21 protein-coding genes and 2 pseudogenes are annotated in these 22,530 nt (G+C 63.7%); 11 read left to right on the top strand and 12 right to left on the bottom strand.

Annotation, left to right across the window (positions count from 1 at the left end; genetic code table 11):
• Positions 1–44 precede the first annotated feature (44 nt).
• Both QN315_RS18135 and QN315_RS18130 read right to left on the bottom strand, forming a co-directional pair.
• On the bottom strand, positions 45–1,262 hold the full coding sequence (locus tag QN315_RS18135; RefSeq protein ID WP_323990802.1) for an IucA/IucC family C-terminal-domain containing protein: 1,218 nt from the start codon (positions 1,260–1,262) through the stop codon (positions 45–47).
• A 43-nt stretch (positions 1,263–1,305) separates the two neighbouring features.
• Positions 1,306–2,229: a DUF1259 domain-containing protein gene (locus QN315_RS18130; protein ID WP_323990801.1), complete on the bottom strand. Its 924-nt coding sequence runs from the start codon at positions 2,227–2,229 to the stop codon at positions 1,306–1,308.
• Between QN315_RS18130 and QN315_RS18125 the strand changes: the two genes are divergently transcribed.
• The 3 genes from QN315_RS18125 (at position 2,195) to QN315_RS18115 (ending at position 6,084) form a co-directional block, all read left to right on the top strand.
• Entirely contained in the window at positions 2,195–3,397 is a 1,203-nt protein-coding gene (locus tag QN315_RS18125; protein ID WP_323990800.1) for a chromate resistance protein ChrB domain-containing protein, read from the top strand. The two genes, QN315_RS18130 and QN315_RS18125, sit on opposite strands and share 35 nt — an antisense overlap.
• A gap of 18 nt (positions 3,398–3,415) precedes the next feature.
• The gene (chrA, locus tag QN315_RS18120; protein WP_323990799.1) at positions 3,416–4,834 is read left to right on the top strand and encodes a chromate efflux transporter; all 1,419 of its coding nucleotides are present in this window, start codon (positions 3,416–3,418) and stop codon (positions 4,832–4,834) included.
• A gap of 347 nt (positions 4,835–5,181) precedes the next feature.
• Positions 5,182–6,084 (top strand): LysR family transcriptional regulator, encoded by a 903-nt coding sequence (locus tag QN315_RS18115; RefSeq protein WP_323990798.1) that lies wholly within the window; start codon positions 5,182–5,184, stop codon positions 6,082–6,084.
• Positions 6,085–6,316: 232 nt separating this feature from the next.
• Here the strand turns inward: QN315_RS18115 and QN315_RS18110 are convergent, their stop codons facing one another.
• The 6 genes from QN315_RS18110 to QN315_RS18085 all read right to left on the bottom strand — a co-directional run bounded on the left by QN315_RS18110 (position 6,317) and on the right by QN315_RS18085 (position 10,500).
• The gene (locus QN315_RS18110) at positions 6,317–6,691 is read right to left on the bottom strand and encodes a DUF427 domain-containing protein (RefSeq protein ID WP_323990797.1); all 375 of its coding nucleotides are present in this window, start codon (positions 6,689–6,691) and stop codon (positions 6,317–6,319) included.
• Positions 6,692–6,708: 17 nt separating this feature from the next.
• A complete protein-coding gene (locus QN315_RS18105; protein WP_176638778.1) occupies positions 6,709–7,059 on the bottom strand; it encodes a hypothetical protein in 351 nt (116 codons plus the stop codon).
• 65 nt (positions 7,060–7,124) lie between these two features.
• Positions 7,125–7,958, bottom strand: coding sequence for an alpha/beta fold hydrolase (locus QN315_RS18100; protein ID WP_176638799.1), 834 nt, complete (start codon positions 7,956–7,958; stop codon positions 7,125–7,127).
• 67 nt (positions 7,959–8,025) lie between these two features.
• Positions 8,026–8,772 (bottom strand): glucose 1-dehydrogenase, encoded by a 747-nt coding sequence (locus QN315_RS18095; protein WP_323990796.1) that lies wholly within the window; start codon positions 8,770–8,772, stop codon positions 8,026–8,028.
• Between the two features lie 367 nt (positions 8,773–9,139).
• The gene (locus tag QN315_RS18090) at positions 9,140–10,288 is read right to left on the bottom strand and encodes an alpha-hydroxy acid oxidase (protein WP_323990795.1); all 1,149 of its coding nucleotides are present in this window, start codon (positions 10,286–10,288) and stop codon (positions 9,140–9,142) included.
• Between the two features lie 14 nt (positions 10,289–10,302).
• Complete coding sequence (locus tag QN315_RS18085; protein WP_323990794.1) at positions 10,303–10,500, bottom strand: cytosine permease; 198 nt, start codon at positions 10,498–10,500, stop codon at positions 10,303–10,305.
• A 257-nt stretch (positions 10,501–10,757) separates the two neighbouring features.
• Between QN315_RS18085 and QN315_RS18080 the strand changes: the two genes are divergently transcribed.
• The 7 genes and pseudogenes from QN315_RS18080 (at position 10,758) to QN315_RS18050 (ending at position 18,798) form a co-directional block, all read left to right on the top strand.
• A complete protein-coding gene (locus QN315_RS18080) occupies positions 10,758–11,720 on the top strand; it encodes an alcohol dehydrogenase catalytic domain-containing protein (protein ID WP_323990793.1) in 963 nt (320 codons plus the stop codon).
• On the top strand, positions 11,714–12,481 hold the full coding sequence (locus tag QN315_RS18075) for an SDR family oxidoreductase (protein ID WP_323990792.1): 768 nt from the start codon (positions 11,714–11,716) through the stop codon (positions 12,479–12,481). Before QN315_RS18080 ends, QN315_RS18075 begins: the two co-directional genes overlap by 7 nt.
• A 34-nt stretch (positions 12,482–12,515) precedes the next feature.
• Positions 12,516–13,844 (top strand): histidinol dehydrogenase, encoded by a 1,329-nt coding sequence (gene hisD / locus QN315_RS18070; protein ID WP_323990791.1) that lies wholly within the window; start codon positions 12,516–12,518, stop codon positions 13,842–13,844.
• 45 nt (positions 13,845–13,889) lie between these two features.
• Positions 13,890–14,396, top strand: coding sequence for a hypothetical protein (locus tag QN315_RS18065; protein WP_323990790.1), 507 nt, complete (start codon positions 13,890–13,892; stop codon positions 14,394–14,396).
• Between the two features lie 128 nt (positions 14,397–14,524).
• Positions 14,525–15,916 carry a cytosine permease gene (locus QN315_RS18060; RefSeq protein WP_323990789.1) on the top strand — a complete coding sequence of 464 codons (1,392 nt, stop codon included), beginning with the start codon at positions 14,525–14,527 and terminating at the stop codon, positions 15,914–15,916.
• A gap of 234 nt (positions 15,917–16,150) precedes the next feature.
• A pseudogene (locus tag QN315_RS18055) lies at positions 16,151–16,321 on the top strand (RidA family protein); the annotation flags it as partial.
• A gap of 92 nt (positions 16,322–16,413) precedes the next feature.
• Entirely contained in the window at positions 16,414–18,798 is a 2,385-nt protein-coding gene (locus QN315_RS18050; protein ID WP_323990788.1) for a TonB-dependent receptor domain-containing protein, read from the top strand.
• Between the two features lie 71 nt (positions 18,799–18,869).
• On the opposite strand, the gene QN315_RS19655 is transcribed toward QN315_RS18050, so the two are convergent.
• Both QN315_RS19655 and QN315_RS18040 read right to left on the bottom strand, forming a co-directional pair.
• Positions 18,870–19,022, bottom strand: coding sequence for a type II toxin-antitoxin system PemK/MazF family toxin (locus QN315_RS19655; protein WP_408904549.1), 153 nt, complete (start codon positions 19,020–19,022; stop codon positions 18,870–18,872).
• A gap of 33 nt (positions 19,023–19,055) precedes the next feature.
• Positions 19,056–20,342 carry an MFS transporter gene (locus QN315_RS18040; RefSeq protein ID WP_323990787.1) on the bottom strand — a complete coding sequence of 429 codons (1,287 nt, stop codon included), beginning with the start codon at positions 20,340–20,342 and terminating at the stop codon, positions 19,056–19,058.
• A 125-nt stretch (positions 20,343–20,467) separates the two neighbouring features.
• Here QN315_RS18040 and QN315_RS18035 point away from each other — a divergent pair, with 125 nt between their 5' ends.
• A complete protein-coding gene (locus QN315_RS18035; RefSeq protein WP_408904665.1) occupies positions 20,468–21,364 on the top strand; it encodes a PepSY-associated TM helix domain-containing protein in 897 nt (298 codons plus the stop codon).
• Here the strand turns inward: QN315_RS18035 and QN315_RS19650 are convergent.
• Both QN315_RS19650 and QN315_RS18030 read right to left on the bottom strand, forming a co-directional pair.
• Positions 21,278–21,517 (bottom strand): annotated as a pseudogene (locus QN315_RS19650) (nuclear transport factor 2 family protein); the annotation flags it as partial. The gene QN315_RS18035 and the pseudogene QN315_RS19650 sit on opposite strands and share 87 nt — an antisense overlap.
• Before the next feature lie 55 nt (positions 21,518–21,572).
• A complete protein-coding gene (locus tag QN315_RS18030) occupies positions 21,573–22,325 on the bottom strand; it encodes a glucose 1-dehydrogenase (protein WP_323990785.1) in 753 nt (250 codons plus the stop codon).
• Positions 22,326–22,530: the final 205 nt, after the last annotated feature.

Raw genomic sequence — 22,530 nt, 5'->3', positions numbered from 1 at the left:
GTGCACAATCGGGAAGAAATGCAGGAATCGAGACGGATTGATCGCTACCGCCATTCCGGGGACTGTCGCAGGTCCTCGATCATGAACGCGCGACCGGGCGGCGCGTCCTTCGAGAAATAGAATACCGTGTTCACGGGCAAGAAGCGTCGCGCTTCGGGAAAGAACTGGTGGAAGGCAGCCCGCGCTCTCCGCCGAACGACCTCTTCTTCCACATCATAAAAGCGTCGCAACAGGTCGAGCAGATAGTCGAAGAAATTGTGGCCGATAAAGCGGTCATAGACGATGCTGTAATATTGTTCCATCGACTGGCCGGCGTCCGGCACAAGCCCCGCCCCGGCGAACGGCAGGCCGAGATCGCACCGCCGCCGTGTTTCCGTATCGATCCAGATATCGAAATCGCGAAACACGATCCGCCTTGGCCTGAAGTCCCGGTCGATCTCGATCAGCGTATTCTGGGCATGGGATTCCAGCAGCAGGCCACGACGTGCGCCCCAGCACCAGAACGCGATGACGGGAACGATGATCTCGTTGACCACGAACGCGGCCGGATCGACGCGCAGCCGCGCGATCATCTGCACCAGCAGCGGCGGATCGTCCAGGGCACGGATATCCCGCCCATAGAGCGCAAAGCACGGAATCAGAAAGCGGCCGGCGATGGGCGGCCGGGCAATGACCTCCCGCACCAGGAAACCCCACGCCTTCTCGTCGGTGCCGAAAGCGAAGCCCAGCATCTCCGGCAGATAGGCAAACCGCTCCGACGGCACCTGCGCCATCTCCGCCGTGATGGCGACGCTGTTCTGGACGTTGCGCCGCAGCAGCCCGCGGTTGAAGCGGGAGATCCGCACCGGATAATGGAGCTTGAGGAAATGCGGCGCCATTTCCGGACCGACTGTCAGCACGGTGCGGGTCGATGCCGTGGGCGCGACCCGGATCGGCGCGCCACGCGGCAGGGCACGAAGATCTTCCAGGTGCGCAATCCCCTCCATAGCCCAGGTCGCGGGATGGATCGCAAACCGGATGCCGTCCGGCCGCAGATAGTATTCGGCCAGATGTCCGGCAGGAGCCGCCTGGAACACGGAGACCCGCTCCCGGGGCACCGTGACGGTGACGAGATCGAACGACGCCACCCCGCTTTCCGGCTGGTAGGCAGGCGCTGCCTCGGTTCGTGCCGCCAGCGGACTATACGTCTTCGTGCCCAGGCCGACATAACGCTCCATGGAGAGCAGCGCCTGGCGATCCTGGATGACGGCGTCGAGTTTCATGGACACGCCTCACCGAAGGGAACGGCACGCGATATCGGCGGTCCTATCCTTTCTTCAGGTTCATCTGGTCCAGCGCCGCCTTCAGGCCCCGCGCCAGCCGGCCCGCATCGTCGTTCGCCCAGAAATGCATGAAGAACAGGCGGGGCTGATCGTTCAGCATGTGGTTATGCAGCGCCGTGACCGCGATGCCATGCTCCCGCAACGTGCGGAGCACCGGATTGACCTCGGATGCGATCAGCACGAAATCGCCGGCGATCGCGGCCTTGCCGCCGCCTGTCGGCTGGAAATTGATCGCGATGCCCGTTCCCATGGCGACCGGCAGCGCCGTCATGTCGCTCGTCAGCGTTTCGGCGCGCGGGATGGTCACCTGATAGACCCCGCCACTGGCCTTGCCGGCCTGCCCGAGAACCCGGTCCAGCATCGCAGTGTCGAGATCGAGCGGCTTCGGGGGCGGCGCATTCGCCGGAGCACCCAGCGGCGTCCCAGTCAGCAGCAGCGCCGCGTGCAGGGTCTGGGCCAGCTTCACCGGATCACCCTGCCCGTCAACGTGCATGTACATCGTCATCGGTTCGGCACGCAGCAGATGGTTGTGCAGGGCGGTGATCTCGAAGCCGCCCTCGACCAGCCGCTTCATCACCGGCTCGACCTCATCCTGGGTCAGCACCAGATCGCCCATCGCCATGGCATCCCTCCCTTTCGGCAGGAAGGCCAGCCAGGAGCCAAGCGCCAGCGCCGGCTTGATCGCAATACCGTCGAGCGTGACCTTGAGGTCCGAACGCGGCAGGGCCACGCGATAGACGCCGCCAGGCAGTTCCGTGCCGGCTTTACCGAGGGTCTCGCCTACGGCCGCCCAAGGAACAGACACGGGAGCAGGCGTGGGACCGGGCGCAGGGCTGGGCGCGGCAGAGGCCGGGGCGGCCCAGAGCATCGCCATGAGCGCCGCGCCGGTCAGAAATCGTCTCCGCATCGTTCTTCTCCTTGATCGCGCTCCGACATGCCCGAATTCGACCGCCGCAATATCCAAGGGACCTGTTGTGGCGGGACGAACAGGAACGCCGCCTCCCGGTCGGAGGCTGCATCATGTTTCCGCAACACCAGAACGAAAAATGATACAGCAGTTGCACCCCGCAAGGGGCGCTCCTAAAATAAACCTCATGAGCGCGGAGTCCTCCCGAACCGGACAGCCCTGGCTGCTCCTGATCCATCAATTGCCGCCGAAGCCGGCCTATTTCCGGGTGAAGATCTGGCGGCGGCTGCAGGGCATCGGCGCGGTCGCGGTGAAGAGCACGGTCTATGCGCTGCCGGCGGGAGCCGAAACGCAGGAAGACCTGGAATGGCTCCTGAAGGAAATCGTCGAAGGCGGCGGGGAGGCGATGATGTGCGAAGCACGGCTGATCGACGGGCTGTCCGACGCCCAGGTACGCGCCCTGTTCGATGCCGCACGCAATGCCGATTATGACGCGATCGCTGACGAAGCGCGGGACCTCGGCCGCGCACTTGATGCCGACTACTCCGAGGACAAGCGGGCAGACATCCGCACCCAGCTCCGCCGGCTGCGCAAACGCGTCGCGGCGGTCGCGCGCATCGATTTCTTCGGGGCCGGCGGCCGCGAACCGCTGGAGGTCGTTCTGGACGGGTTGGAAGCCCAGGCGGCGGACGATACGGCGGCCGGCACGTCAAAGGCGGCACGAACGACTACACGGACGCTTCAGGGGCATGTCTGGGTGACACGCCGGGATGTGCATGTCGATCGCATCGCCTGTGCCTGGTTGATCCGCCGTTTCATCGATCCCGAGGCGCGCATCCGTTTCGTGGCGGGCAAGGGCGACGCACCGAGGAAAGGCGAACTGCGTTTCGACATGTTCGAGGGCGAATTCACCCACGAAGGCGATCAGTGCAGCTTCGAGGTATTGTCGGCGCGTGCCGGACTCGCCGATCCGGCGCTCCGGGCGATCGGCGAGATCGTCCACGACATCGACCTCAAGGACAACAAGTTCGGCCGCGAGGAGGCGCCCGGCATCGCCCATCTCGTCTCCGGCATCGCCATGGCCAACCGGGACGACGATCAGCGGATCGCACTGGGGGCCACGATTTTCGACAATTTATATGCCTATTTCCGGGCACGACAGACATGACCAGCAGGAACCCGGCCCATGGACAGCCAGAAGAGCCGCGACATGACGATGGCACGGCCTGAAGTCATTCCGCCTCACGGCATCTCGTTCGGTGAGGCAGTGCGCGTCTGGACGCGGGTCGCCGCCCTGAGCTTCGGCGGTCCCGCCGGCCAGATCGCGGTCATGCACCGCATCATCGTCGAGGAGAAGCGTTGGATCGGCGAGGCCCGATTTCTGCACGCGCTGAATTACTGCATGCTGTTGCCCGGCCCGGAGGCGCAGCAACTCGCCATCTATATCGGCTGGCTGATGCACCGGACCCGAGGCGGGCTGGTGGCCGGCGCCCTGTTCGTCCTGCCGGGCGCCGTCGCCATCATGGTCCTGAGCTGGATCTACGCGATCTTCGGCCATGTCGGTGCGGTGCAGGCATTGTTCTTCGGGCTCAAGGCCGCCGTTCTTGCCATCGTGCTCGAAGCGGTCATGCGCGTCGGCAGGCGGGCACTCCGAAACGACATGATGGTCGGGTTTGCCGCGGCGGCGTTCGTGGCGATGTTCTTCTTCCATATCGCGTTTCCGCTGATCATTCTGGGCGCGGCGCTCGTCGGGTTTCTGGGTGGTCGGGCAGGACTGGCCCCCTTCCTGGCCGGCGGCGGGCACAACAAGGCCGGTTCCGGTCATCCGGTCTCGGATGCCGACAGCCTGCTTGGCGAAGAAATCCCCGCCCATGCCCGGCCGGACATCCGCTGGGCGCTGACGGTCGGCGCAACGCTCGCCCTGCTCTGGTTGGCGCCGGTCCTCAGCCTGCTTGTCCTTCTGGGACCGGCCAATGTCTTTGCCACCATCGCGGTCTTCTTCTCCAAGATGGCGGTCGTCACATTCGGCGGGGCGTACGCCGTTCTCGCCTATGTCGCGCAGCAGGCGGTCGACACATATGGCTGGCTGAAGCCCGGCGAGATGCTCGACGGGCTCGGGATGGCCGAGACGACACCTGGTCCGCTCATCATGGTCACGCAGTTCGTCGGCTTCATGGGCGCCTTTCGGGCGCCAGGCGGTCTCAATCCGCTGGTTGCCGGCACGCTGGGCGGCCTGCTGACAACCTGGGTGACCTTTACACCGTGCTTTCTATGGATTTTTCTCGGGGCACCCTATGTCGAGGCGCTGCGGGGCAACAAGGCGCTGTCGGCGGCGCTCGCGACCATCACCGCCGCCGTGGTGGGGGTGATCCTGAACCTGGCGGTCTGGTTTGCCCTGCACGTTCTGTTCCGCACGCTGCACCGGACGCATGCGCTCGGGATGACGCTGGACGTGCCCGTGTTCGCGTCCGTCAACCTCCCGTCGCTGGCGCTGACCGCGATCGCCATGGTCGCGCTCTTCCGGTTGAAGATCGGGATCTTGCCGGTCCTGGCACTGTGCTCGGGGCTCGGCCTGTTGTACGGATTGGCTTCTGGAACATTGTAGGCGAATTGCCTCACACCGTCTTCGACCCATCGCGGGTGACTCGATCGCAAGCCGCAATCGCCCGCCTCCATCGAGGCTGTCGCCGACCACGGCATAGATGCGGCGCACGGCGGTGGCATGCAGGACATCACTAGAGCCATATCCGTTCACACCGGTTCACGGATATGGCTCTAGCCCATTGTTTTATCGAGCATCTTTATCCGACCGAATGAGTCCATCCGGTCGGATGATGCTCTAGCCACGCTCTATGGTTATGATCTATGCAGGATCGGGATTGATGGGAGCGGCATGTTCGCGAGCGAGATAGTCTCGCGGACCGAACGTCGGAAGGGGATCGGAGTTCTCGATTGGACGTCGCGCAACTCAAGATATTCTCCCGAGTTGCGCGGCTGAACAGCTTCTCCGGCGCCGCACGCGAACTTTCGATTTCGCAGTCCCAGGCGTCACGGGCGGTAGCGGAACTCGAAGCGGAACTTGGCGTGCCGCTGCTGGCGCGCACCACCCGAGCCGTTATCGCCACGGAAGCCGGCGCCGAGTATCTCGCAAGGATCGAGCCGATTCTGGATCAACTGGACGAAGCCGAGCAGAGCGTGCGGCAGGGCGAGCTTCGGGGGACGTTGAGGGTGGGAATGCCGACGAGCGCCGGCGCCCGAGAGATCATTCCACGCATCCCGGATTTCGCCGAGCAGCACCCGAAGCTCGAACTTCAGATCATCATGGGCGATCAGCACCAGGATCTGGTCCGCGAGGCGGTTGACGTAGCGATTCGGATAGGAAACCTGCCGGATTCCAGCGCCACCGCGCGCCTGCTCACGACATACCCCCGCATCATCGTCGCCGCTCCGTCGTATCTCGAGCGGTCTGGCCATCCCCAAAGCCCCGCGGAGCTTCGCAATCACAGGATCGTCCAAGGTCCTGCCGGAAGCGTCGGCACGGCATGGACATTCGTAAGGGACGGCCGATCGGAAGAGGCGGTAGTCGCGAAGCCGACCGCCCTCTTCAGCGACAATGAGGGCACGGTGGCCGCCGCGGCCGCTGGCATGGGCATCGCATCGATCGGTTATTGGTCCTGTCGAAGCGAGCTTGGCGATGGAAGACTGGTCCGCCTGCTGACCGAGTGGGAGACGGTGCCGATCAAAGTCTATGCCTACTTCCCACTTGGAAAAGCCACCCGCTTCGCGGCACGGGCCTTCACCGACTTCCTCGCGGCCAAACTGAACGAGAGGCGAGACACTCCCATCTCGACGTAGCTCGGAACATGAAAACGCCGACGATCAGCCGCTTGGATGATGACATCAGTGGCGATGTCAGGTTGGCCCCGGCATCAACCGGCATCAACTGGCCGTTCTTCCTCCGTTTACGCGCATGATCTGGCCGGTGATGTAGCTCGCCTTCTCCGAGGCGACTCCACTGCATGCTTGCCGCCCACGTAGAGCGACATGTTTTCCGGCACCTGCCGGGTTGCGCCCCGTCGACCGACGTCTACAGCTCTTCGATCGCGTCGACGCGATCGGGGTAGAAGGCAAGGTAAGCCTTGATCTGGGCAACAGCGTCATAGGGCGCCTCATAGGTCCAGATCGCGTTTGCGGATCGTTCGCCGCCGCTGGGAATGCTGAAATAGGAAGCATCTCCCTTGAACGGGCAGTAGGTGCTGTGTTCAGTCCGCTTTAGCGCTGCCATGTCGACGTCGCCGCGCGGGATGTAATGCACTGCGGGATAGTTCGCCTCGCGCAGCGTAAGCGCGCGCGTGGTATCGGCGATCACCTTGCCGCCCAGCCTCACGACGACACGGTGCGCATTGGGTTCGATGGTGATGGGGTGGTCGGGGCCGGGAATTTTCACGACGCGGTCGGGCATGGGAAAGCCTCCTCTATTCAGCCGGGAAAGGCGGTGCCGAACATCGGCAGGCCGCTAACGGAATTGGCGCTGGTCGCCTCGTCCTGCAACACGTCCCAGTGCTCGGCGCGTTGGCCGTTTTCGATCCGCAGAATGTCGACCGCAATCCAGGCCGACGGACGGCCAGTGCCGGAAAAGCGGCCATGAACCATGACATTGGCCGGCCCTTCCGAATCGGCAAGAGCGGCGCCGACGGCTTCCGCCTTGCCGCCCTTCGCGCGGATCCGTTCGACGACGCTGCGCGCGTCGTCAATCGACGTGCCGTAGTGGACCAGGACCTGCGCGCCGGCTTCGGCGAGCGCAATGGTCTTACCGTTGCTGGCGAGCATGATCGGTCTCCTTTGGAGTAGCGCCCCCGGCCGCCACGACGATCGGGAGCGGCTGGATGACGGGCTTAGGCGTCGAGGAAGAGCGTCGCGTGGGTCACGAACAGCTCGGGGTACTGGTAGATCGAGCCATGACCCGAGTCCGGGTAGACGATGAGCTGCGCGTTCGGCAGTTCGTGCTGCAGCGTCAGCGAGTGAATGGTCGGGATGATCACGTCGTCGCTTCCCTGCGCGATCAGCGTCGGCTGCTCGATCGAATGCAGATAGGCAAGAACGTCCTTCTCCGGCGCGATCCACTTGCCGATCGCCTCAACCTGCGCGTTCATGGTCTGCTCGGTCGTGTCTGGATCGCGATCCTGGCGGCGAAGTTTCCGCTCGAGGAAGGCGAGACCGGCCTTCTGGCTGCGCGCGGTCGGCTTGAAGTGCACTGCCAGCCAGAGATGCTCGGGCGGATCGTAGCTCTGCGAGAAGATCTCGTTCGAACGACTGGCCGTCATATCCTGGCCGCGATGGCCAGTGCCGACAAGGATGATCTTGCGGACCAGGTCGCCACCCTGCAGGGCGATCTCCTGCGCGACGAAACCACCGATCGAGATGCCGAGCACGTCGACCTGCTCGAGACCGAGCGCGCGGATGAAGGCGATCGCATTGGCGCCCATGTCCTGGAAGTTGCTCGGCGTTTCGCCGGACGAGCTGGAAACGCCGGCGTTGTTGAACAGGATCACCTCGCGGGTCTCGGCCAGGCCGTCGGTCACGGCAGGATCCCAATGGTCCATCGTGCCAACGAAATGCTGGTTGAACACGATCGGCACGCCGCCCGCCTTGCCGAAGCGGCGGTACGCGAAGCGGATGCCATTGGCCTCGACATACTGGGTCGGGGCAGTGTCATGCGAATAAGTCATGATATTCTCACTTCGAGATAGAAAAAACTTCGAGATAGAAAAACATTTGCGATGTCGGCCTTCGCGCTCAGCGCAGGCCGCCCCCTGCGATAATCCGCTCGCCGGTGAGCCAGCGCGCATCGTCCGAGGCGACGAAGGCGACGACATCGGCGATATCCTGCGGCTGGCCGAGACGGCCGAGCGGCGTCTGGGCGATGATGCCGGCCTCGAAATCGGTCGCAAGCATGCCCGCGCTGTGCGTGCCCTGCGTCTCGGTGAGGCTGGGGTTCACCGAATTGACCCGGATCTTCCGCGGGCCGAGTTCCTTGGCCAACACTCCGGTGATGACGTCCACGGCGCCCTTGCTGGCCGTGTAGATCGACGTCGCAGGCGGCGTGATCGCGGTCACGCCCGAGCCGATATTGATGATGCTCGCGCCTTCACCCATATGCACGGCGGCCGCCCGGGTCACCAGCAGCAAACCGAGGACATTGATATTGAACATCCGATGGAAGTCAGCCTCGTTGACCGTTTCGAGCGGCCCGAAGGCATAGACGCCCGAATTGTTGACGAGGATGTCGAGCCGGCCATAGGCGTTGATGGCGGCATCAACGATGCCCTGCGCCTCGTTCGCTTTCGACACGTCGCCCTGAACGGCAACGGCGCGGCCACCCGCTCCGGTTATGGCTGCGACGACCGCGTCTGCATCGGACTTGCTCGATGCATAGTTGACGACGACACAGGCTCCCTGCGCGGCCAGTGCCTTGGCCGTAGCGGCGCCGATCCCCTTCGAGGCGCCGGTGACGATTGCGATCTTACCGTCGAGCTTGGACATGAAATGCCCCTCCTGTTCCGATGACAGTTTCGAAGTGGCGCCAATCGCCGCTCTTGCAGCCTCGTTGGAGTGGATATGCGCGGGTTCCGGCTTCAAAATTAGCCAGGCAAAATGGCTATGATCTATCCCGATCCGGGATGAATGGACGGCCCACCGGCCCCATTTGCGAAGCCCTCACGAAGCAACCCGCAGGCCGGGACGAGATGCTCAGCCAGGAAGCTGACCGTACATCCGTTCGCCAGCGCCGCTGCCTGGCTGCCGCGTCCAGATCGGCGTCCGGGAAGACGAGGCACAGGCTCTTGCCGCCGGTCTCCAGTCAGACCTGCTTCATATTGCTCGCGCCCGCATACGGCACACGCCCGGCTTGTCACATGCGCCACAAGGCGCAGGGACCAACCGCGCGCAGGGATGCAATATCCCGAAGCCCGGCAAGGCCGAGCACATCCCGCACTTCCTGCGTCAGGGCCTCGATCGCCGACGCGACCCCGCGTTCACCATCTGCCGCCAGCGCCCACGCCCACGGACGCCCGACGGATACCGCCGTCGCACCGAGCGCCAGCGCCGTCACCACATCGCCGCCGCGCCGGATTCCACTATCGAGCACGATATCGGCCCTTCCTCCAACGACTTCGGCGATCCGGGGCAGAACCTCGATCGCGGCGGGCGACGGGTCCATCTGCCGTCCGCCGTGATTGGACACGATCAGCCCATCGGCACCGGCGTCCAGCGACAGACGCGCATCATCCGGGTGCATCACGCCCTTGACGATCAACTGCCCTTTCCACTCGGAGCGCAGCCATTCCAGCCCGACCTGATCGAGGGTCGGATCAATCTGGGCAGCCATCTCCCGCGCCTGCCCCATCACACCACGCACGATCGTATAAGGTCTAAGATTTCCGATCAGCGGCATTCCGTGCTTCAGCATACCCACCGACCATCGCGGACGCCCGGCAAGCCCGATCATCTGCCGGACGCTGGGGCGCGCCAGATGGCGAAATCCATTGCGGACATCACGTTCGCGAACAGGCGTAATGGCCGTGTCGATCGTAACGATGATCCCCTCGATCCCACAGGACTCGGCACGGGCAAGCATGTCACGCGTCAGATCGCGATCACGGAAGACATAGATCTGCGCGAACGGTTTTCCTCCGACGGCCGCGACATCTTCCATCGCGTCAATCGAAAACGTCGAGACGGCAAACCCGGCGCCCGAACATTTTGCCGCGCGCGCGGCTCCGGTTTCGCGGTCCGAATGGAGCATTCCCGCAAAGCCGACCGGCGCCAGCATGATCGGCGCCGCCCAGTCCTGTCCAAAACATCGCACGCCGGTTTCGATGCGTGACACATCCCGTAGCCCCCGCGGCACCACGCCCCATTTTCCGAACGCCGCACGATTGCGGACCATGGTTCGCTCGCCATGCGCGCCGCCGTCCACATAGTCCGCAAAAAGGCGCGGCAGCCTCTGACGCGCCCGCTCCGCAAAGCCCGAGAACGCACCATCATCAACGACCGTCATACACCACGCGCCCTTCAAGCATCGTCGCCGACCACCGCCGGGAAGAGGGAGAGACCGAAGACCGTCGTCGAGAGTGCACCGGTCACCACCGTCAGCATCATCAGATTTGGCCCGAACCATACCGTAAACAGGTCCCGGGCCGTCCTATATCGCCGCGCGGCGGGGACGGGATAGATCGTCTCGGATTCCAGTGTGCTCACCGCATCCCCCATGCCGTGTCCTCTTCCGTTCGCCGATGACGGCGCATCAGTAGATCATAACATCTTCCACATTTGTAATGGATTTCTGCTGCATATTTCCTGAAGCCATGACCCGGAAAAATCTATGCTGAAAAGCGCCCGGACAGGGTTTTCATTCCACTTCCATCATATCTATACCGGACGCCGAGCCGACACGCGGTCTCATCTTGAAACGGAGGGCAAATCCCATGCTCGCTGCACGTTTCTACGGAATCGGTGACATCCGCGTCATGCCGATCGTCCCCCCTTCCGGTCTGCAAGAGGGGTTTGTCCGCGTCAGGATCGAAGCCGCCGGAATCTGCGGATCGGACCTGCACAATTTCCGGACAGGCCAATGGCTCTCACGCTGCCCCGTCACGCCGGGGCACGAATTTGCCGGCATCGTTACGGAAACCTGCGGCGATTGCGCGGGCCTGGCGCCCGGAGATCACGTCGTCGCCGACTCGCGGATCGGATGTGGAAGCTGCGCATCCTGCCACTCCGGACAACCGAACCTGTGCCGCAAGCTCGGTTTCGTCGGCGAAGTCTGCGACGGCGGTTTCGCGCAGGAAGCCGTCCTTCCCGCGACGCAACTTCTTCCCCTGCCACCCGACATGCCGCTCCGGCACGGCGCGCTGGTCGAGCCACTCTCCGTCGCGCTTCACGCCGTCCACCGCCTTGCCCCCACTCCGGGCGCACGTGTCGTCGTCTGCGGCGGAGGCACGATCGGCGGCCTCGCAGCGCTCATCCTGCGCGGACGCGGACATGAGGTCTCGCTTCTCGAACGCAACGCGGCGCGGCAGGCCCTGCTCGAAGCCCATTTCGGCACCCGCCCCCTCTCGCCCGATACCGAAAGCTGGGACACGCGCTTCATTCTGGATGCAACGGGCGCGGCGCCGGTCATAGAACTGGCCTGCGAACGCATCGCGCCTGGCGGTCGGCTTGTCCTCGCGGGGCTGTTTCACCAGAAGCCGAAAATCGACTTCAACCGCGTCGTCGAAAATGAGACCGAACTCTTCGGCGTCAGCGCCTTCGCGAACGAAATGCCGCAGGCCATCGCATTCCTGCCCTCCATCGCCCCGAAACTCGACGCGCTGATCAGCAGTCCGACCCCGCTCCAGGACCTCCCGCAGCGCTACGACGCCCTGCTCGCAGGCATGGAAGTCCGGCTGAAAACCCTGATTACCCCCAACGGCATGAGCGACGCATGGTAACCACGCCCGACTTCTTCTCCCTGGCCGGGAAGACCGCCCTCGTCACAGGCGGAGGCAGGGGATTGGGATACGCGATGGCGCTCCATCTGGCGCAGTGCGGCGCAGAGGTCTGGATCGCGGGCCGTACGGCTGCAACCCTCGAGCGCGCGTGCGCGGACGCGGCAAAAACCGGCCTGAGCCTCCACGCCACGATCATGGATGTCGGGTCCCCGGACGCGATCCGTTCGGCATTCATGGACATCGCCCGCACCAGCCCACGGTTGGACATTCTCGTCAACAACGCCGGTGACGAAAGCCTTCGCGCCAGCGACGAGGTGGACGAATCCCTGTGGAACCGGCTGCTCGATACCAACCTCAAGGGTCCGTTCTTCGTCGCACAGCACGCTGCACGCCTCATGACGGCCGGAGGCAGCATCATCAATCTCGCCTCCCTGACGTCGGCGGCCGGCGTGGCAAAAGCCGTGCCCTACAGCGCCTCGAAATCCGGCATCCTTGGCATGACACGCAGTCTGGCGGTCGAATGGGCACCGCGCGGGATCCGGGTCAACGCGCTTGCGCCGGGCTATTTCCACACCGACATGACCGCCCCGTTCTTCGCCGATACAGACTGGCAGGCGCGGATGCTCGCGCAAATTCCGCTTGGTCGGTTCGGATTGCCCGACGATCTCGTCGGGCCGCTTCAGTTCCTCTGCTCCCCGGCCTCGGCCTACATCACCGGGCAGGTGCTCTACGTGGACGGCGGAACTCTCGCCGCCCTGTGATTTCTCTCACCTTCCCGCTTCAGGACTGTTCTTCATGCCAGATCACGTCACGTTCCACGATCTCACTCAGACAACCACCATACCCGAAGCGCTCCTGCAACGGACCGAGAGCGACCTGTCGGTCTTTCTGGAGCGTGTCACGCCCATCATCGAACGCGTGCGAACCCAGGGCGACGCAGCGCTGCGCCATTTCGCTCAAGCCTTCGACCAGGTCACCGACCCCCAGATGAGCATCAAGGCCACACCGGAGGAGTTCGACGCCGCCTTCACCAGCATCGAGCCAGACGTGCTCGAAGCCATCAAATACGGAATCGACAATATCCGTCGCTTCCACGAAGCCCAGAAACCGGAAGACAACTGGATGATCGAGGTCCGCCCCGGCATCTGGGCCGGAGACCGAAACGTCCCGATCGATTCCGTCGCCTGCTACGTCCCCCGCGGCAAGGGCTGTTTCCCGAGCGTCGTGAACATGACGACCATCCCAGGCAAGGTCGCGGGCGTGCCGCGCCTGGTCATCGTGACCCCTCCGTCTCCCGATGGAACAGTGGACGCGGGAACGCTCGTGGCGGCCCGGCTGATCGGCGTCGAGGACGTCTACAAATGCGGTGGCGCACAGGCCGTTGCCGCCGTTGCGTTCGGAACCGAGACCGTCCCCGCCTGCGCCAAGATCGTCGGGCCCGGCAGCCCATATGTCGTCGCGGCCAAACGCCTGCTGTCCGACTGGATCGATCCCGGCATCCCGGCGGGACCGAGCGAAAGCATCATCCTCACCGACGACAGCGTCGATCCCGTTCTTGCCGCGCTCGACCTGATCATCGAATCGGAACACGGGCCGGATTCCTCGGCGTGGCTCGTCACCAGCAGCCGCCGCGTCGCCGAAGGCGTAATCGCCGCACTCCCCGCGCACTGGGCCGAGATGGACGAAAAGCGCGCCGGCTTCTCCCGGGCGGTTCTGGGCGGGAAACATGGGGGCGTCATCCTGACGAAGGATTTTCAGGCCGCGGTCGCTTTCACCAACGCCTATGCACCCGAGCATCTGGAAATCCTGACCACAGATCCGATGGCCGATCTGGGACGCATCCGCAATGCCGGTGAAGTCCTGCTCGGCACGGCTTCCCCGGTGACGTTGTGCAACTACGTCCTCGGCCCGAATGCCGTCCTGCCGACCAACCGCGCCGCACGGACACATTCTCCGCTGTCGGTGCATGACTTCATGAAGCGCATGTCCTTCGCCCGTGTCTCGCCGGAAGCCTATCCCGAAGCCGCGCGGCACGCGGAACGCTTTGCGCGCTATGAGAACTTCTCCGGCCACGCTCGCGCCGTCTCCGCCGCACGCCCCATGCCGAAGGTCGAACCGCGATGACCGATCCCTCCGTCAGTGCCGCCGGTATTCTCGCCGCAGCCCGCCGTGGCCAGCCCGACCTCGCGAAGTCGCTGCTTCGCAGGTCGCAACATCCCGGCTCTTCTCGCCGAGATCAAGGCCACGTTTCACAACGTCTTCGCTCATCCCGACTGGCTGTACCATTCCTCTGAACTCCGCAGCATCCCGGAGATCACGCTTCGCGACGGCACGGCGTTCGTAACGCGCAACTGGTCTCTCACACCGCTGCGGCAGACCTTCCTGACAGACAAGGCCCGCCTGCTGTGGAAACCGCTGCTTACCGCCCTGTCCGAACGCAACGCGCTCCCCGACAATTGGCGCGAAACCATCCGCTCCGGCCTGTTCTGCTGCCCGACGCTGGTCATGGATCTCTGTGCCCGGTCAGACACCAATCCGAACAGCCGTCACACGCCTGCATCCTCCCTCACGGGCCTCGCCATCGCCATGATGTGCGGCGCGGAACCCGAGCGCGGATCGGGCGGCCAGGACGTCGTCTCCCGCTTTCTCGACATCATCGATCCGGCGGTTTCCTGAGCCGGCATATTCCGGAGTCGGCACAGCGGACGCTCAAGACAATTGCGACCGGTCACCGTAACGTCGGTACAATTTCGGAACGATAGGCACGCTCGAACGAACCGGAACGGAAAGGACATATCCGCGTCATGACGCAGTTCGCAGACAAGAGCGCCCACGCGGCAGCAGCCTCTCCGTTCACCATCGAAAACGAAACCATTTTCCCGATTCCCGAAGAGCGCCGCCACGGAAACGCCTGGTCGCTGCTGATGGTCTGGATCGGCGCGAACCAGAACATCATGGCCATCATGACCGGGATGCTTTACCCCGGCATCTGCCACCTTGCTCTTGGATGGTCACTCGTCGCCGTTCTGTGTGGCAACCTCCTGGGCGGGGTGTTCATGGCCCTGCATGCAGCGCAGGGGCCACATCTCGGCATCCCGCAGATGCAGCAGACGCGCGGGCAGTTCGGCTCGACCGGCAGCCTCCTGATCATCGCGATCATCATCCTGATGTATGTCGGCTTTACCGCGACGTTCTTTGCGATCGGCCGCGAGCAGTCCGCTCAGGTCTTCGGTCCCGGATATGGACAGATCCCCATCTGGGGCGCGGTGATCGTGGTCGCCACGCTCTGTGCCATCGGTCATGACGTCATCGAACGGTTCATCTCGGGCTTCATCCCCGTTGCCGCCCTGACATCCGTTCTGCTGGCCCTCGCCTATTTCGGCGCCTCTCACGGACAGCTCGCGCTCCCGATCTGGGCCACGCCGACGGCGCACCAGTTCCTGGCGGCGCTCTCGCTCGGCGTGCTGTGGCAGATCGCCTATGCGCCCTATGTCTCGGACTATACACGTTACCTTCCCTCCCGCACCGGAGAGCGCACGGCATTTCTCGTCTGCCTTACGGGCAGCATCGTGGGAACGGCCTTCCCGACATTCATCGGCGCCTATCTCGGCAGCACGGGCTTTTCCGGCAACATGTACGACGCCGTGCGCACCTATTCCCCAATTCTGCCGATCCTTCTGTTCGCGGTGATGATCATCTCCACGCTGGTCAGTTGCACGATGCAGATCTACTGCGCGGCGCTGTCGTCCCTGACGTTTCTTCAGACCTTTCGCCCGGACTGGAACCCAACGAGCCGATCCCGCGCGATCGCCGCCGCCATCCTGCTTCTGGCCGGCGCCATCATCACCATCAATCTCCGCGGCAGCGCGCTGGAAATCCTCGACAACGTCATTGCTCTTCTGCTGGCGGTCCTCTCGCCCTGGACCGCGATCAACCTCGCCGACTACTACCTCGTGCGCCACGGCAATTACGACATTCCATCCCTGTTCCGCGGCGATGGCGGAGTGTATGGCCGCGCCAACCGCCCGGCTCTCGTCTGTTACGCGATCGGCGTGATCGTGCAGATCCCGTTCCTGTCGACCGGGCTGTATGTCGGCAGTATCGCACAGTCGTTGGGGGGGATCGACCTGTCATGGATCATCGGAATTTTCGTCCCCGGACTGCTCTACTGGACCTGGGCACGCCGTTCGATCTGAACGGCTTTTTTTCAGCAACACCCCTTCTTAGGTTTTTCCGAAGCTCAGGCCCGTAGAACCATTCTTTAAATACACGCATCAAATTGCGACCATTCCTGCATCGCACCAAAATCCTGTCAGGCGACCCATGACAGGCACCCCTTGGCAGACGCGAAGAGTTTGAGGAAACACGCCCATGCCCGTTCATAAGCGGATCCGCCCGTTCAACACCAAAGACACCTGTCCCGAGCAGACCATCTGACGGATAGCCACTACCGCGAAGCCGCCTATCGCGTATTGGGCCAGTATCTCATGGGCCAGTATCTCAAGGACGTGTTCCCGGTCTTTACGGGTCTCGTCGTGGTGGCCCTCGCCCGCCTCGAATGGCTGATCGAAATGGACGTCATCGCCGCCATTCCCGATTGAAATACGGCCTCACAGCCGAATGCCCTGTTCCCATGAACGACCCGAACGCCCCCGACCCGCCCTTTCGGGTCCCGTCAGCAGAGGTACCCAACATGCAGACGAAATCTCCGCTCTCACGTCGCTGTTTGCTTCTTTCGTCGACGATCCTCCTGCTCGGGGGGACAGCGAAAGCGGCCACGACCACGCATGGACGACAGGGTCTCCACACGACCGGGACAGCAGGCCATTCCGCCTCAACCACCCGTCCGGCTTCGACCCGGGCCGCGGCGCCTCGCGGCGCTGCCCCCCGACATACCGCGCTCAACAGCACGGGGCCGGCCGAGACGATCAGCGTTTCGGCGAGCCGTCATCACGCGGGCGGTGGTCTGATCCGCCCCGAAACGGCCGCGCGTTCAGTCAGCACCATCTCTCGCGAGTTCATCTCGAAACAGTCGCCCGCGTCGAACACGCTGGCCCTCGTCACGCTCTCTCCCGGCGCGAACGTCGCCATGGGTGACCCGTTCGGTGTGACCGATCAGTCCGCCGTCAGCGTGCGCGGACTGAACCAGCAGGAAATCGGCTACATCTTCGAAGGTGCGCCGATGAACGACCCAGACAACTATACTCCGAACTCCTCGGAGTGGGTCGACAGCGAGAACATGGAGAGCGTCCAGCTCCAGCAGGGCGCGCCGGATATCCAGATTCCGACCGTGTATTCCGCTGGCGGAACGATGAACGTCCGCCTGCATAACCCGGAATACACACGCCAAGGCCAGCTCGACGTCAGCTATGGCTCCCATCAGATGAACCGCCAGTTCCTGCGTTATGATTCGGGGGAGATCGGCAACACCGGGCTCCGCATGTTCGCATCCTTCTCGAACCTCACGAGCCGCGCATGGCGCGGGCCGGGTCGCAATAACCGCCGTCACGTGGATTTCAAGGCGGTCAAGGACTGGACACCCGAAAGCAGCACCAGCCTCTCCTTCACCTACAACAATGAAAGCACGGCCTGGTACAGCACACCGACGCTGTCCGACTGGAAGACCTACGGCCTCGGCGGGGGGATCAACCTCGATGGCATCTACAAGTTCGGGGATTCCAACTACTACAAGGGATTCCAGACGAACTGGACCGACTACTTCCTCAGCAGTCAGTCGCATTTCAAACTGAACAACCAATGGTCGCTCGAGGTCACACCGTACTATTACCACGGATCGGGCAACTACCCGCTGGGCGTCTACACGATTCCGACGAGCGGCACCTATTATAACGGCACGCAGGCCGTGAACGGATCGCTCGCAGGGAACGACTACGCCCAGGATGGCAACATCGCCGCGAAGTGGGACTGGTACGGACGTGAAAGCTACACCGGCATCAACGCGGCCGCTCATTACGACACGGCTTTCAATCACCTCGTGTTCGGCGCGTGGTATGGCTACAGCGACATGCATGTCAGCGAGCCGTTCTCGGCGCTTGATGCCGCCGGAAACGTCTCCAGCCCGCTGGTCAAGCTTGAGGACGGAACGGTGCTCAACGGCTGGCTGTATCACACGATCACGCAGATGGTCGGGCTTTATGTCGGGGACGAGGTTCACCTTCTGAACGACAGACTGATCATCGATGCCGGCTTCAAGGAAGTCATGACCGCACGTGACGGCACGCTGAACCAGCCGGGCCCGCAATATGGCGCGAGCTACAACTCCGCCGAACCGCTGCCGCGCTTTTCGATCAGCTACAAGGTGAATGACGAAATCCAGCTCTTCGCCAACACCACCACGAGTTTCCGTGTTCCGATGGGATCGGCGTTCTACAACCAGTATAACAGCCCCTATGACGCCAGCCTCTACCAGACGGCCAACACCCATCTGAAGGACGAATACAGCATCGCCGAGGAAGTCGGGGCGCGTTACCACGACAAGTGGGTGACGGGCTCGGTCACGCTGTTCAACTACAATTTCGTCCATCACGCCATCAACGAATACATCAACGCCGTTCCATACTTCCTCGACGCCGGCGGCATGACATCGCGCGGAGTGGATGCGGAACTCGGCCTGACGCCGTGGCGTCATTTCTCGCCGTATTTTTCGGGCGAATATCTCTACGCCACCACGGACAACAACATCACCCTCGATGGCGTGACCTACAACACCAAGGGCAAGGTCGCCACGTCGGCGCCACGCTGGATGGCTGCGATCGGCATCCAGTACGATGACGGCACGTTCTTCGGCAGTGTTTCGATGAAATATGTCGACAAGGAATACGGCACGTTTATGAATGACGAGCGCATTCCCGGCCACAAGCAGGTGGACCTGATGCTCGGCGCGCGTGCGCCGGACATCGGGTTCATGAAGAAGCCCAGCATCCGCCTGAACATCGTCAATCTCAACGACGCCCACTACCTCTCGGGCGTCTACAGCACCGGCCCGACCGCCGGAACCTCGACCTACTACGTCGCGCCGACCTTCGCCGCGCTCATGACCGTCTCGACAGGGTTCTAAGGCCATGCGAGGCGCGTCGGACCAGGTCGCATGAACGGGCATGAAGGACAACGAAGCCGAAATGGTCGACCTCATCGTCGTCGGAGCAGGCCCGGCGCGATTATGATCGCTGGGCATCGCTCGGCTGCAACCGGCGATAGGACGACTGCGGGACGACGGCCCGCCTGCTCATGGCCTGCCCGAGGCGGGAATTCGAGCCAGATGATATCGCCGGCGTCAGGCACCTATGCCGCCGTCTCAGCGGCGTTGGGTGTCGGTCATCGGCCTACTCGTACCCTGGTCGCAGCATTTGGGCGCCATAGCGCCAGGGCAGACACAGTGGCGAGCACCGTCATATAGATTGCTACGCCCGACGCCCCGCCCGTTGTGCGATATAAGCCGGCGGCGAGCAGCGGGGAAATGCCGCCCGCCAGGACGGCACCGAGTTCATGTGCCATCGCGACGCCGCTATAGCGAAGTTCGCGGGGAAAAAGACGTGCCAGAAGCGCGGGTTCCACCGCGATCATCGGCGCGTGGCACAGCGCCATGCCGCCGGTGAAGGCCAGGACGACCGACCACAGGGTACCATGGTCGAGCAGCATGAAGAACGGCTCGGCCAGGGCGGCCAGCGCCACGGCCCCGCCGAGATAGACGCGCGAGGCGCCGATACGGTCGGCAAGCCAGCCGAAACAGGGCATCGCCAAGCCGTCGGCCGCCATCCCCGCCATGGTGCCCGTCAGCAGCCAGGTATCGGGAATATGCCGCGCGTGGCCGTAGAACAGGGCGAATACCGTCATCAGATAGACGCCGCCATTCTCTGCCAGGCGCAAGGCTATGCCGCAGGCCAGAGGGAGCCCGCAGTGGCGCAGGATCATGACGGCCGGGGGACGGGACGGCGTCCGCGCGGCCGGGCGGCCCGAGGGCGTGCCGCGCAGCCAGGCCCCCAAGGCGACGAAGGGCACCGCCGCCAGGAAGGCCAGGCGCCAGCCATAGGTCAGGAAAGCGTCGCCGGGCAGGCTACGCGCCAGCAGCAGGGCGGCGGTCCCCAGGACCATGCCCGCCGCCACACCGGACTGGCTGAGGGCGAAGGCGACGCCACGCCCGGTCGTCGGTCCCACACGGTCGGGCGTGTCCTCCGGCCCGGTTTCACCCTCGCCGATGATCAGGACTGCTCCGGCCCACTCCCCTCCGGCGGCGAAGCCCTGGACCAGGCGCAGGCCCAGCAGCAGCAGCGGCGCCATCATGCCGATCCGGGCATAGGACGGCAGCACGCCGATCAGCGCCGTCGCGATACCGATCAGCAGCAGGGTCCAGCGGAGCGCCGCGCGATGGCCGTGCCGGTCGCCCAGCGCGCCGAAGAAGAGACCGCCGAGCGGCCGCATAACGAATCCGGCGGCGAATATCATCAGCGGCTCGGTCTGGACGAGCAGGCTGTCCTGGCCGCGCGCGAAGAATAATTGCCCGAAAACCAGCGGCGTGGCGGCGGTATAGAGCGCGAAATCGTACCATTCCACGATATTGCCGATGATGGCGCTGGCCAGAACGCGTCGTTCGCTGCCGTGCATATGTCGCTCCGAGTCCATGTCGGCAGGATAACATTACGTCAGCGTGCCGTGTTATCGGTCAATAGGGGGCAGGCCGCCGCCTGCGGCGAGGATTGGCCCGGTCCGGCTACGTCCCGCCAGGCCCGGTGCGGCCGGCGTCCGAACTGGTGGCGCGCGTCCTGGCCGACCATCCGTCCTGGCGCGTCGTGCGCTTTGCCATGCAACCGCATTCCGGCGAGGCGCTGCGGGCCGTCATGGTCCGCACGCCCGATGCGGCGCCCGACGACGTGTTCATCGACCCCCGCGACGGGGGCGTGACCGGCACCCGTACCCGGCAGGCAGGACTGGACCGGGCGCATGCGATGCAATGGCTGTACGATCTTCATGCCACCCTGGCGCTGGGCACGGCCGGGCGCCTGTTCATGGGAGCCATCGCCACCTGCTGGCTGGGCCTGACCGTGATCGGGTTGGCGATCACCCTTCCCCGCCGCCGGCCGCTGCTGGCAGCCTGGCAACCGGCCTGGCGCCTCAATCGCCAGACGCTGGGACGCCGCCCCTGGCCCGAACTGCACCGCGTGATCGGGCTCTGGACGATCCCGTTCATGATCGTAATGGCGCTGACATCGGTGGCGATGAATTTTTTCGACGAAGCTTTTGTGCCCGTCGCGACTTTTCTGTCGCCGCCCCGTGCCGGCTCGCCCTTCGCCGACGATGCGCCGCCCCCAGCCCCCCATGCCGGCCCGCTTCTGCGCTACGCGATAGCCGAGGCCATTGCCCGGACCTGGGCCGCGCATGCCCACCCCGACATGCAGCCGGTCGCCCTGACCGACGATCCACTCTGGCGCATCCGGCTCGGAGGCCCGCGCCAGCGCTTGTGTGTCGATATACTCACGAATGTTCGTCAGCTTGCCGTCTCGAACGGTGATGGCGAAGACCCAGTTATCCTCCCAGGCTTTTCCGGTTGCTTTTATTGTCCCCGACGCGGAGCCGGCGACCATAACCCGGTTGCCTTGCGCCACGTATTCGGGAGGGCGTGGGTATGACGTTTCCACCTCTTTCGAAGCCGTCTCGAGCAAAGCTAACAAAGCGTCATGGCCGCGATGCGTGCCAGCCAGGGGCCAGCCCTCGCCCGGGATGATCCATTCGATGTCGTCGGCAGACAACGCGAGCAGAGACTGTTTATCGCCTTCAGACATTGCCGCGAAGAATACTTTCACATTCCGGACGTTGTCATCGATGCTCATCGGACACTCAGACCTGCGCCCAACCGCCATCCACGGCGAGATCAATGCCGGTGATGTAGGAGCTTTCATCGGAGGCAAGGAACGTAAGCGCAGCAGCGATTTCCGACGGCGTACCCCTGCGCCCCATGGGGATCTGTGCCGTAAATTGCGCGAGGGCTTCTTCGGCTTGCTCGGTCGTAAGCCCAGTCGTTGTTGCCAAGGCGGGGGTCTCGATCGCGCCAGGGCTTATCGTGTTAACCCGAATGTTTCGGCCCTTCAGTTCCAAGGTCCAGGACCGCGAGAAGCTGCGAACGGCCGCCTTGCTGGCCGCGTAGGCGCTAAACGCTGGCAGCCCCATCACGTTCGAAATCGACGAGTTCAGAATGATCGATCCGCCGTCTTTGAAAAGGGGAAGGGCCTTCTGCACGGTGAAGAATAGCCCCTTCACGTTGACATCGAAGGTCTGGTCGAAATGGGCCTCAGTGGCTGCTTCGAGCGGAGCGACTGTCCCTGCGCCTGCGTTTGCGAAGAGGATGTCGATGTGACCATGCTTCTCTTTCACGGTCGCATAAAGCCGGTCCAGATCCTCTAGGCGCGACACGTCGCCCGTGACGGTTGTCACGTTCTTCCCGATCTCGGCCGCAGCCTCCTGCAGGGTCTTCTCGCGTCGCCCGAAGATCACAACATGCGCCCCTTCTTCCACAAACCGCTTGGCTGTGCCCAAGCCGATCCCGCTGCTTCCGCCGGTAATCACGGCGACCTTTTCATTCAGCTTCGTCATCTGCCCGTCCTTTACTTGTCTCAGGTTGACCTAATGCGCCGGTTCTGGAGCGCTGATCCACATATATGGATCACCGAACCGGTTATCAATAGGTGCAGGCAGAGGCGCCAGCCGCGAGAGCCGCGCCGCGCGCCCGAAGGGGCCAACGCGCCATCGAACAGTGGCATCGATTGCCATCTGCAAACACGAACACTATTTAATGAAC

Source organism: Nguyenibacter sp. L1, from assembly GCF_035199985.1.
Lineage (GTDB): Bacteria > Pseudomonadota > Alphaproteobacteria > Acetobacterales > Acetobacteraceae > Gluconacetobacter > Gluconacetobacter vanlangensis.
The sequence above is the reverse complement of the archived record's forward strand: the minus strand, read 5'-3'. Positions and strand labels throughout refer to the sequence as shown.